This window comes from Bradyrhizobium sp. STM 3562 (assembly GCF_045571435.1).
In the GTDB taxonomy this organism is placed as follows: Bacteria; Pseudomonadota; Alphaproteobacteria; order Rhizobiales; family Xanthobacteraceae; genus Bradyrhizobium.
On sequence record NZ_CP120694.1, the window covers coordinates 4,193,356 to 4,205,431 of the forward strand.

A 12,076-nucleotide genomic window follows, 5' to 3' on the forward strand; every position below is an offset into this window, starting at 1 on the left:
GGCCGGTCGTTAAGAGGTGAAGGCAAGTATGGGGAGTCCCGCGCGAGTGCGGTCGAGGACGTGGAACATTTGATCGAGACCGGAAGATTGGAATCCCAACCTGCGATCTCGAACCGGCCGATCAACTAGCGGCGGATTAGCGCAGCGTAACCCGCCGATCCGTCGGGTGGAATGGCGGATTACGTTTTAGCTAATCCACCCTATCGCCCTCGGCATCGGAGCCCGCGCAAGATGCGGAAGGGCTAAACGGCTCGAAGCTGGAAATCAGGCACCTGAGGACCTAGTCATCCACGAAGTTTAGCCAGTGGCTCGGGTGAGCGAAGCGATATCCGGGAAGCTCATACGAAACCCGGACGTCGCTGCGATCATGCGGGCTACGGTTGCTTTCGTTAAATGCGCCCTGCGAACTGTGGCCTATGGTCCTGCGATCTCAATTCACGAATGTTTCACAGAAGCTAAACGTAGCCAACGTCCTGGATCACGAGGAGCCTTCGAGTCATGCACGTGTTCCGTCGTCGCGAACAAGACGACGTTCGCGCCGGCATGGCGGGTCGCACTCTTGTATCGGATACCGTCAAGAGGTCCTCCCTCAAACCTGAAGTCTCGGAGAAATTCCGTATAAACTTGCGTCGGAATATATTCCACGTGTGTTCGATCGTCGCGTGCGACAGGTTCACTTATTAAATTTGAGAACTCGTGAAGAAATGAAAGGCCTAATCTTTCCCGTTGGCTCGCTTTTGAAAAAAAGCCGGGTAATTTGGGCAAGGCTGCAAGGTCAAGGATTCGGATGCTTCGGTTCGTTTTGAAGGTTCCTAGAGAGAATAGCGTATTACGTATCTCTGCAACCGCCAATGCGGCGGTCTCCGCGCCGTAAAACATTGGAATCCCAGGCGGGTTCATTCTATTAGATTGCGTCGCGTATTCCTCAGGTGGAGGTCCTAATTCTTTTGCTGTCTCGTATTTAACATCCGCGCTCCCTCTGGGGCGCGCGCGAAAAAGAGAATATCCGCCAGGAATATCCTTTATAAGCCCAAGATCGTCAGCCAGCTTGGCTATGTCGGACAAGAGCGTGAAGAACGATCTATCGTCGGGATGACCACTGTCTTCGCCGCCAAGCTTATGAAAAAAGAAGCGCCGAGCGTGTTTTACCTCGGTACAGAAGTTCAACCAACCAAATTTCAAGCTTTGATCGAAGTCTAGGGTCAGCCAGTCGTATTCACACCACTCGTCGTCACCAATTAGGTCGAGGAGCGCCTGGGCGAGCTTGCCGTCACGGTCCTTGGGAAGTTCTAGGCCGATCTGTCCAAAGAGCAAATCATCTGTGTCGGTGTGCCAACCTTGGTAGCCGCCCTCTCGGCTTTCGTACGGAAGCTGCTCAACAGCCTTCCCATAGAACTCCAGCATGCGACCTTCGATGAAATCTGCAATCTCTTCCAGCGGAGCAGATTTGGATCGGCTTCCACAGAATGAGCATTGGTGTTTCGTCGCATTGTCTCGGATGAAGCCTTTAAGATCGTCATCTTCGAAACAGCCTGCGCACACGCATCTGTCTTCGTGGCTGTATCCAGGATAAAGATCACGTTCGGCTCGGCTCATACTAATTTGCGCGTCGACTTCTTGCGAGTTGTTGGTTTCGATGTGGGCCTACTAAACAACGGCGCCCCAGGACGCCGTTGCTTGAGTCGCGCGAAGAAATAGTACTAGTTGGCTGCTGCTACTAGTGCTTGTTTTTCACGAACACCCCGTCGTCGCCCCACACGTATCGCACTTCATGCAGGTGCCATTCCGCACCAGCGTGAAATTCCCGCACTCCGAGCACATCTCGCCTTCGTAGCCCTTGGCTTTCGCCTCGGCGCGACGTTCGGCTTTGGTGGCGACGTGGGTGGTGGTTGCCGCCGTGCCCGGCTTGCTCCATTGCAGGGCTTCCAGCTTCTCCGTTGGAGACAGGTCGTGCTGGGATTCCTGCTTCAGCGCGACGGCGCCTTCGAGGGTGTCGCCGACGCGGTTGCCTGCGCCGTGGGAGGAGAGGGCAGTGACTTTGTTTGATCCCGCTCCCTCGGCCTGCGAGGGAGCGTTACCGCCCCCGCGCATCACCACGAGGTTGTCCGTGCGGGAGCGGGTGAGGCCGCGCGACAGATATTTCGCCGCCTGGGTGGCTGCGCCGCTGTCATCAGGGGTCTTGCCTTCTTCGACGCCCTTGCCGAGCGCGTCGAAGCCGGTCTCGTTGGGATCGACATGGGCGAGGTCGAAGCGTGAGAGATAGCTCACCGCGAGCTCGCGGAAGACATAGTCGAGGATCGAGGTCGCGTACTTGATGGAGTCGTTGCCCTGGACGGGCCCCGCCGGCTCGAAGCGGGTGAAGGTGAAGGCGTCGACATATTCCTCCAGCGGTACGCCATATTGCAGGCCGAGCGAGACCGCGATGGCGAAGTTGTTGATGAAGGAGCGGAGCGCCGCGCCTTCCTTGTGCATGTCGATGAAGATCTCGCCCAGGCGCCCGTCGTCATATTCGCCGGTGCGCAAATAGACCTTGTGGCCGCCGACCACCGCCTTCTGGGTGTAGCCCTTGCGGCGATCAGGCATCTTCTCGCGCTCGCGCATGACGACGATGCGCTCGACCAGCTTCTCGACGATCTTCTCCGAGACCTGCGCGGCGCGCGCCGCCATCGGCTTCTCGTAGAGCGCCTCCACCGCATCGTCCTCGTCCTCATCGTCGCTGATGAGCTGCGAGTTGAGCGGCTGCGACAGTTTCGAGCCGTCGCGGTAGAGCGCGTTGGCCTTCAGCGCCAGCTTCCAGGACAGCATATAGGCTGCCTTGCAGTCCTCGACCGTGGCGTCGTTCGGCATGTTGATGGTCTTGGAGATAGCCCCCGAGATGAAGGGCTGCGCCGCCGCCATCATGCGGATGTGGCTTTCCACCGACAGATAGCGCTTGCCGATCTTGCCGCAGGGATTGGCGCAGTCGAACACCGGATAGTGCTCGGGCTTCAGGTGCGGGGCACCTTCCACCGTCATGGCGCCGCAGATGTGCACATTCGCCGCCTCGATCTCGCGCTTGGTGAAGCCAAGGCTCGCGAGCAGGTCGAAATTCGGCGCGGCGATCGCCTCCGCCGCGATGCCGAGCTGGTCGCGAATGAAGTCTTCGCCGAAGGTCCACTTGTTGAAGGCGAACTTGATGTCGAAGGCGGTCGGCAGCGCCTTTTCGACCTTGGCAATCGCCTCATCGGTGAAGCCCTTGGCCTTCAACGTGGTGACGTTGATGCCGGGGGCATTCGCCAGCGAGCCGTGGCCGACGGCATAGGCTTCGATCTCCGCGATCTCGCTTTCGCGATAGCCGAGCGCGCGCAGCGCTTCCGGCACGGCGCGGTTGATGATCTTGAAGTAGCCGCCGCCGGCGAGCTTCTTGAACTTCACCAGCGCGAAGTCGGGCTCGATGCCGGTGGTGTCGCAATCCATGACGAGGCCGATCGTCCCCGTCGGCGCGATCACGGTCACCTGCGCGTTGCGATAGCCGTTCTGCTCGCCGAGGGAGAGCGCATCGTCCCAGGCCGCCTTCGCATGGGCGATCAGGTCGGCTTGCGGGCAGGAGGCGTGATCGAGCGGCACCGGATTGACCGACAGCGCTTCGTAGCCGGCGGAATTGCCGTGCGCGGCGCGGCGGTGATTGCGGATCACCCGGAGCATGTGGGCCGCGTTCTTCTTGTAGCCCGGGAAGGTGCCGAGCTCGCCCGCCATCTCGGCCGAGGTCTTGTAGGCAATGCCGGTCATGATTGCGGTCAGCGCGCCGCAGAGCGAGCGGCCTTCCTTGGAGTCATAGGGCAGGCCCATGGTCATGAGCAGGCCGCCGATATTGGCAAAGCCGAGGCCCAGCGTGCGGAATTCGTAAGACAGCTCCGCGATCGCCTTGGACGGGAATTGCGCCATCAGCACCGAGATCTCGAGCACCAGCGTCCAGAGCCGGCAGAGATGCTCGTAGGAGCCGACGTCGAAGCGCTTGGTGTCCGTATTATAGAAGGTGAGCAGGTTGGCGGAGGCGAGGTTACAGGCGGTGTCGTCCAGGAACATGTATTCCGAGCAGGGATTGGACGCGCGGATGTCGCCTGATGCCTTGCAGGTGTGCCAGTCGTTCATCGTGGTGTTGAAGTGCAATCCCGGATCGGCGGACGCCCAGGCGGCGTAGCCGATCTTCTCCCAGAGATCGCGCGCCTTCAGCGTCTTGGTCACCTTCTTGTTGGTGCGACCGATCAGGCTCCAGTCGCCGTCGGTCTCGACCGCGCGCAGGAAGTCGTCCTTCAGCGACACCGAATTGTTGGAGTTCTGCCCTGATACGGTGAGGTAAGCCTCGCTGTCCCAGTCGGTATCATAGGTGTCGAACTGGATGTCCTTGTAGCCTTGCCTCGCAAACTGGATCACCCGCTTGATGTAGTTGTCGGGGACCAGCGCGCGGCGCGCGAGCTTGATTTCGCGGCGCAGGGCAGGGTTCTTCTCGGGATCGAAGCAATCATCGCCGGAGCCTTCGCAATTCACGCAGGCCTTCATCACGGCTTTGAGGTGCTTCTGGTTGATCTTGGAGCCGGTCACGAGGGCGGCGACCTTCTGCTCCTCCTTCACCTTCCAGTCGATATAGGTCTCGATGTCGGGGTGATCGACGTCGACCACGACCATCTTGGCCGCGCGGCGCGTGGTGCCACCGGACTTGATCGCGCCGGCCGCGCGGTCGCCGATCTTGAGGAAGCTCATCAGGCCGGAGGAACGGCCGCCGCCGGAGAGCTTCTCGCCTTCGCCGCGCAGCTTGGAGAAGTTCGAGCCGGTGCCGGAGCCGTATTTGAACAGGCGCGCCTCGCGCACCCACAGGTCCATGATGCCGCCCTCGTTGACGAGGTCGTCCTCGATGCCCTGGATGAAGCAGGCATGCGGCTGCGGATGCTCGTAGGCCGACTTGGACTTGGTCAGCTTGCCGGTCTTGTGGTCGACGTAATAGTGGCCCTGGCCGGGGCCGTCGACGCCATAGGCCCAGTGCAGGCCGGTGTTGAACCATTGCGGCGAGTTCGGCGCCACCATCTGCATGGCGAGCATGTAGCGCAGCTCGTCGAAGAAGGCCTGCGCGTCGTCTTCGCTGGAGAAATAGCCGCCCTTCCAGCCCCAATAGGTCCAGCAGCCGGCGAGGCGGTCGAACACCTGTTTCGCCGAGAGCTCGCTGACGAAGCGCTCATTCTCGGGCAGCGTGGCAAGCGCCTCGCTATCCGGCACCGAGCGCCAGAGCCAGGAGGGCACGGTCTCCTCCTCGACCCTTTTCAGGCGCGCGGCGACGCCTGCTTTACGGAAATATTTCTGCGCGAGCACGTCGGAGGCGACCTGCGACCAGAAGGCGGGCACCTCGACATTATCCAGGCGAAACACCACCGATCCGTCCGGATTCTTGATCTCGGAGGTCGTGAGGCGGAAATCGATCCGCGCGTAAGGTGACTCGCCTGCTTTGGTGTGGCGACGTTCGATTCGCATTGTCGTGCCCCGTCTTCTCTTTGACCGGACCGCCGACCGGCGGCCGGTTCAGTTTTTTAAACCTTACGCGAACCTCCCAAACCGCGAGGCTGTTCTCCCGCGGTCGTTCGTTTCGCATGCTCAAGCCGGTGAGTTTCCGGCCCGCCTCTCAAGGCGCGCGATCGATCAGGATCGATCCCGCACCCGGCACGTCCCTTTGAGATCCCACCCCGGAATCTCGGGCCATGCGTTCAACGCCCCAACGCTCCACGCGATACGCTTCTCGGGCCGTTTCGGCCTCGTTCTAGCGCCCCGGATGTCCCCAAGATTCAGGGCAGACGAGCCCTTCACCCGTTGCCTCAACCGGCGGACGGAGTGGTCATTCTGGAACCCTTGTGGGAGCGACCGGCGGGGACCCAAAACACACTCGCGCCGAACGGATTGGAGGCTAGGACGCTCCGTTGCGCCCGTCAAGGACTAGTGCGACTTTCTGAATCAAACACTAAATGTGGTGGAAAGCGGGGGGATAACAGGGGTCAATGCCGCACCTGTGATGGCCGCAAGTATCAGTGAGTCCAACAGGATTCGCCAAGCTAAAAAATATCCCCAAGGGTCCCGCCCGGGCGTTGCCCGCCCTTTACACAGGGGGAGATTTCGTGGGGCACAAGGGCTTGCGTTTGTGAGACTCAAACGTAAGGCCACGGGCAGGTCTTGGCTGGCATGTCCGCGAGCGTGTGGCGGAAGGCCGGCAGGGGCGGCAAAGTCCCGCCCCGATTCCTCGACCTTAGCTTCTCTTCCATGACAGAATCAGCGCCAAAGGCGGCGCGGGCGCGGATTGCGCCCGCCGGGCTTGCGTTCCTCGCGATCACCTCGATCGGCTGGGGCTTCAACTGGCCCGCGACCAAACTCCTGCTCTCCGAGCTGCCGCCGCTGACGCTGCGCGGCACCACGGGCGTGGTCGGCGCGGCGCTTCTGGCCGTGCTCGCGCTGATGCGCGGGCAGAGCCTGCATGTTCCGATTCACCTTTGGCCGCGGCTGGTGGTGGCCGGCCTCCTCAACGTCACCGGCTGGATGGTGCTGATGGGGCTCGCGCTGCTCTGGCTGCCGGCGAGCGAAGCGGCGCTGATCGCCTACACCATGCCGGTCTGGGCCGCCGCGCTCGCCTGGCCGGTGCTCGGGGAGCGGCCGACCCTGCTCCGCGGCATCGCGCTGGTGATGGCGTTCGCCGGGCTCGCGGCGATCATGGGCGGCAACGGCTTCAACGCAAGCCTGGCAAAACTGCCGGGAATCATCATGGCGCTGTGCGGCTCGATCGGCTTTGCGATCGGCACGGTGCTCGCCAAGCGTTGGCCGATCAAGCTGCCGCCGATTCCTGCCGCCGCCTGGCAGATCGGAATCGGCTGCCTGCCGGTCGCGCTGGTGGGGCTTGCGATCGAAACCACGCATTGGGCCGCGGTCACGCCGGTCGGCTGGGCGCTGTTGTTCTATTCCACCGTGGTGCAGTTCTGCATCGCCTATGTGAGCTGGTTCGCGGCACTGACGCGGCTGCCGGCCTCGATCGCGGCGATCGGCACCATGGCGGTGCCCGTGATCGGCGTGCTCGCCTCGGCCCTCGCGCTGCATGAGCCGCTCGGGGCGGGTCAGATCGGCGCGCTCGTGCTCACGCTCGCCGCGGTGGCGCTGGCAACGCGCAGTTGAGGCAAAAAGAACGGCGCCCGAAGGCGCCGCTTCTCAAGATTTCATTCGGAATCTCAACTACGGGCAGGGGTGCCGCAGGCCGTCATAGCCGAGATAGGTGCCGCTCGCCGGATCGTACGACCGATAGCGCTGCGCGCAGTAGGTCGCATCGCCGCCGACCGGAGTTGCGACCGTCACGCCCGATTCGTAGTAATCGGGGCCGTAATCGCCGTAATAATAGTCATCGTCGTAATACGGTCCGCCGTAATAGGCGTAGCTACCCAGGGCCGCGCCGGCCGCAAAGGCCGCGCCCGGCCACCAGCCGCGGTGATGCCATCCGCCACCGTGCCAGCCGCGCGGGCCGCCGTTCCAGGCCGTCGCGCCGCCGCGCCAGCCACCGCCGGCGCCGGGAGCGGTTGCAACCGCACCGGCGCCGGGGCCGAATTTCGATCCGCCCATCGCAGCATAGCTGCCGCCCACGCGGCCGCCGGTAAAACCGCCGCCCCCACCGCCAGCAAAGTGGGCGCCACCGCCGGCCATCCCGCCGCCGCCACCGATGCGGGCGCCACCGCCACCGCCGATACCGCCGCCGCCCACGTGACCGCCGCCGCCACTGCCACCAAACTTGCTCTGGGCGAGGCCTGGGCTTGCTAAGGCAAGGGACAGCGCGAGGGCCGTTGAGGCGCTCAAAAGGGTGAATTTACGCATGATCGGAACTCCATTGAGGTGAGGCGCGACGTGATGTGCATTAATTGTCCGTCGGCGTTAATGTTCCCTGGCGGGCATGCGACATGTTGAGCCGAATCAAGCATCGCAAATAGTTGATCCAGGCGTTGGCTCGCCCCCTTCGACTGGACAATCCGGCCTTCGGATGGCAAACAGCGGCAAATCAAGAGGTTGCCCGCCGCATGAAACAATTCCTGCTGAAATTCTTCACCTGGTGGAATGGCCAGACCTTCGGCACGCAACTCTGGACCTGGCGGTTTGGCGAACTAGTGGGCCAGGACGAGCAGGGCAACCGCTATTACCGCACCCGCGGCGGCAAGATCGATCCGGTTCTGCATTTCGAGCGCCGCTGGGTGATATACAACGGGCTCGCGGAAGCCAGCCGCGTTCCGCCGTCATGGCACGGCTGGTTGCATCACGTCGTCGACACCCCGCCGACCGAGATCGACTACAAGCCGCGCGAGTGGGAAAAGCCGCACGTGCCGAACCTGACCGGCACGCCCTTCGCCTATCGGCCGTCCGGCTCGACGCTCGCCAGCGGCAAGCGACCCAAGGCGACCGGCGACTACGTGCCGTGGACGCCGGGTAGCTAGGCCAGGTCCGCCGGGACCCCCTTTTTTCGAAGAATTCCGTCGCGCATGGTGCAGCGCGCAAGCGTTATTGCGCGCGGTGGCCTGTGAACAACGGTAACAGCGGGGACAGCGTGTAGGCACGCATTGTGCTCTACGCGTGGTTGTGGCTCAATACACCCATCTTACGGAGATGGGAGACCATCGCGTCGGTTCGGGTGCCAGGATCGCGACTGCCCCGATTGCAGCAGCGGATGCCGAGTAGGACTGGGCTGGGAGATAGGCCCCCGGCGAACGAGGTCCTGAAATCGCCCGCCAATGTGCGTCCACCGTAAGAAGGAAAGGCCGCCTGGGAAACCGGGCGGCCTTTTTCTTTGGGCGTCTTCTTTTGGCGTCGCGGCTTCACGCCCCCGCGGCGTGCGCCGAGAACCGCGCAGCCGCGCGTGCAACCGCTTCGGCCCGGCGCGCCTTGAACGGCGCAATACGTTCATTGACCAGCGCGAGCACCTCGGACGGCGCCGTGTCCGGCGATCCCGCATTGAACGGCGGGGCCGGGTTATACTCCATGCGCAGTTGGATCACTTCCGCGATCCGGCGATCGACGAGATGCGCGACCAGCGTCAGCGCAAAATCGATCCCTGCGGTGACGCCGCCGCCGGTGATGCGGTTGCGGTCGACGCAGACGCGCTCCGTGCTCGGGATCGCCCCGAACGCGGCAAGATGCTCGCGCGCCGACCAGTGTGTCGCGGCGCGGTAGCCGGACAATAGCCCGGCGGCGCCGAGCACCAGCGATCCCGTGCAAACCGAGGTGATGAACCGGGCGTGCTCCGCCTGCTTGCGCAGGAACGCCAGCACCTCCTCGTCATTGACCATGTCATCCGCGCCGGCGCCGCCGGGCACGCAGATCACGTCGAGTGGCGGACAGTCCGCAAATGTTGTCGTCGGCGTCAGCGTCAGCACGGAGTCGCTGGTGATCGGCTCGATGCGTTTCCAGACCAGATGCAGCTTCGCGTTGGGAATGCCGGCGAACACCTGCACGGGGCCGGTGAGGTCGAGTTGGGTGAGCTTTGGAAACAGCAAAAGACCGATTTGTAAGGGAGCGGACATCGCAAGGACCTCCTCGAAGATTGCGCTTGACGGCAACAGCGTGCCATGGTGCGTTTTCGTCTGAAATGGCTAAGTTCCCTCATTTTAAGACACGAGCGCGCAGATGATCGGCATATTGATCTTTCCCGATTTCCAGTTGCTCGATGCTGCGGGGCCGATTTCGGTGTTCGAGATCGCAGGCCGCTTCGCCAAGGCGCCCGTTCCGATCAAGCTCATCGCCGCAAAGCCGGGGCCGGTGCGGTCTTCATCCGGCGTCGAGATGCTGCCGCGCAAATTCGGCGCACCTTCCGCGCTCACGACCTTGATCATCGCCGGGGGCGAGGGCGTCGATGCTGCCTCAACCAGCAAGTGCACGCTGCAATTCGTGCGTGCGGTGGCGAAACGCGGCATCCGCGTCGCCAGCGTCTGCTCAGGCGCCTTCATTCTTGCCGAAACCGGCCTGCTCGACGGCAAGCGCGCCACCACGCATTGGCGACGCACCCGCCAGTTCCTGGCCGCCTATCCGAAGGTGAAGCTCGAGCCCGACCAGATCTTCGTCCGCGACGGCAATATCTGGAGCTCGGCCGGCATCAGTGCCGGCATCGATCTCGCGCTCGCGATGGCGGGTGAGGATTTCGGCGAGGAGGTCGTGCAGAAGACCGCGCGCCAGCTCGTGCTCTATCATCGCCGCAGCGGCGGGCAGTCGCAGTTTTCCTCGCTGTTGGAATTGAAGGCGCCGACCGGGCGTTTCGGTGCGCTGCTCACCTGGGCGCGCGAGCATCTCGACCAAAGGCTGACGGTGGAGGATCTCGCCGAACGCGCCGGCATGAGCTCGCGGCATTTCACCCGCGCTTTCATCGCGGAGACAGGCACCACGCCCTCGAAAGCGATCGAGCGCTTGCGCATCGAGGTGGCGCGCTCGCGCGTGCAATCCTCGAGCGAAGCGATCGAGCGCGTCGCCGAAGTCACGGGGTTCCGCGATCCCGAACGCATGCGCCGTGCGTTCATCCGCGCGTTCGGCCAGCCGCCACAATCGCTGCGGCGGGCGGCCAAGGAAAACATGCTTCAGCCCTGATCCTTCGGCAAAATTCTAAAGCGCGATGGGATTAGCTCGAAACGCCATCGCGCTTTAGATCCTTGTTTGAGCATGATCTTTTCGGAAAACCGCTTCACACTTTTCCGGATCATGCTCTAATCCGTGGCTTGCGGCGGAGCCATGTCCCGCATCCAGCGCGTGATGGTCGATGCCTCGGCGTCTGCGCGACCGGGACCGTTTAGCGTAGTCGTCCCGAGCAGTGCCGCTTCGCGCGCGGCGCTCGGCGTGATGCCGTAGGCTGCCTTGAACAACCGCGTGAAGTGGGCATCGCTGCCGAGCTGCCAGCGCCGGGCGACTTCACTAATTCGTGTTGGCCGCGACGTGGTGCGGCCAGATCGAAGAATGCGCGATGCAGACGGCGGCTGCGAATATAGTCGGCGACGCCGCCGACCGGCATGAACAGGCGGTAGAGTGCGGCCCGTGACAAGCCGAAATGCGCCGCCACCGAATTGGCCGTCAGGTCGGCATCGGCAAGCCGTGCCTCGATGTATTGGCGGACTCGGAACAGCGAGGCTTCCGCCGCCCCTGTGCGATCGGCATCGCGGCGTTGCAGTTCGCCCCTGAGGCAGGCGACGAGGAACGAAACTGTGCCTTCCACGACCGATTGGCATTCGTCGAGGGTCATACGCGGCGCATATTCGAATAGAGCCGCCAGATGTCTCCCCATGAGGCGAGCGAGTGCTCCTTCGCCCGGCAGCACCAGGCCATGCAGGTCCTCGACCTTGATCAGGTGGGCGTCGAACATGGGGCGTGGCACAACGAGGGTGAGGTTTTCGAAGACCGTCGCCCGCGTCTCGAGCGTCTGCGCAAGGTCGAGCACGCAAATATCGCCCGCCCTGACACGGATCGGCAAATCGGCCGCCCGGCCGTCATAGCCGCCTTTCACGTAGAGCTGCAGAATGATGTGATCGACGCCGCTGCGGGCGATGGTCTCGGGCGTGCGCCGGAAGCGCTGACCGCTGGCGCGGGCGAGGCCAAGGAGGACAGGCCCCATGGCATAGGAGCGGAGATCGGCACGAAACTTGTCCGGTTCGCCGGACGCCAATTCGTCGACGTCGAACAGCGTCGCCACGGCCTCTCGCCACGCCGAAATATTCTCGTCCGCTCCCATCTGCTCGGCGGTGAACCCAAAGCTCGGCAGCAGGGCGGAAACCGAGGCACTCTCACCGTCCAGAACAGGTCCGCACCCTTCGTCCACCGATGATCGGCCGCTTGTCATGATCTTCCAGCGCAAAGCTCTTTCGTCGGGGGAAGGGGAGCGCCGGAAGGTCGCCCTGGCCGTCACCTGACTTGAGGTTTTGTCTCAATCTATTGATTGAACGTTTCGATCGGCTTTCGCAGGCTTGACGGCAACCCGCCTTGCACGCGTATAGGGCCTATCTCGCAGGAACGTCGGGAAACGGCAACAGGCTTGGCCTGACGGCCTGCATCTCCCTCGTCG

The 12,076-nt window shown here is 63.0% G+C and carries 7 protein-coding genes and 1 pseudogene; 3 read left to right on the plus strand and 5 right to left on the minus strand.

All coding sequences use genetic code 11. From position 1 onward, the window contains the following. Positions 1-435 precede the first annotated feature (435 nt). Both P6U23_RS19445 and P6U23_RS19450 read right to left on the minus strand, forming a co-directional pair. Positions 436-1,596, minus strand: a complete 1,161-nt coding sequence (locus tag P6U23_RS19445) for a HEPN-associated N-terminal domain-containing protein (protein ID WP_407181290.1) — start codon at positions 1,594-1,596, stop codon at positions 436-438. 135 nt (positions 1,597-1,731) lie between these two features. Continuing rightward, the gene (locus P6U23_RS19450) at positions 1,732-5,502 is read right to left on the minus strand and encodes a vitamin B12-dependent ribonucleotide reductase (protein WP_407181291.1); all 3,771 of its coding nucleotides are present in this window, start codon (positions 5,500-5,502) and stop codon (positions 1,732-1,734) included. 777 nt (positions 5,503-6,279) lie between these two features. Between P6U23_RS19450 and P6U23_RS19455 the strand changes: the two genes are divergently transcribed. Beyond that, complete coding sequence (locus tag P6U23_RS19455) at positions 6,280-7,179, plus strand: DMT family transporter (protein WP_407181292.1); 900 nt, start codon at positions 6,280-6,282, stop codon at positions 7,177-7,179. Positions 7,180-7,236: 57 nt separating this feature from the next. On the opposite strand, the gene P6U23_RS19460 is transcribed toward P6U23_RS19455, so the two are convergent. After that, complete coding sequence (locus P6U23_RS19460) at positions 7,237-7,866, minus strand: BA14K family protein (RefSeq protein ID WP_407181293.1); 630 nt, start codon at positions 7,864-7,866, stop codon at positions 7,237-7,239. Positions 7,867-8,066: 200 nt separating this feature from the next. Between P6U23_RS19460 and P6U23_RS19465 the strand changes: the two genes are divergently transcribed. Further along, positions 8,067-8,477 carry an NADH:ubiquinone oxidoreductase subunit NDUFA12 gene (locus P6U23_RS19465; RefSeq protein WP_024510169.1) on the plus strand — a complete coding sequence of 137 codons (411 nt, stop codon included), beginning with the start codon at positions 8,067-8,069 and terminating at the stop codon, positions 8,475-8,477. A 378-nt stretch (positions 8,478-8,855) separates the two neighbouring features. Here P6U23_RS19465 and P6U23_RS19470 read toward each other — a convergent pair whose 3' ends face one another. Continuing rightward, positions 8,856-9,560 (minus strand): DJ-1/PfpI family protein, encoded by a 705-nt coding sequence (locus P6U23_RS19470; RefSeq protein ID WP_407181294.1) that lies wholly within the window; start codon positions 9,558-9,560, stop codon positions 8,856-8,858. Positions 9,561-9,663: 103 nt separating this feature from the next. Here P6U23_RS19470 and P6U23_RS19475 point away from each other — a divergent pair, with 103 nt between their 5' ends. Further along, positions 9,664-10,614, plus strand: coding sequence for a GlxA family transcriptional regulator (locus tag P6U23_RS19475; protein ID WP_407181295.1), 951 nt, complete (start codon positions 9,664-9,666; stop codon positions 10,612-10,614). 116 nt (positions 10,615-10,730) lie between these two features. On the opposite strand, the pseudogene P6U23_RS19480 reads toward P6U23_RS19475, so the two are convergent. After that, a pseudogene (locus P6U23_RS19480) lies at positions 10,731-11,854 on the minus strand (helix-turn-helix domain-containing protein). Positions 11,855-12,076 lie beyond the last annotated feature (222 nt).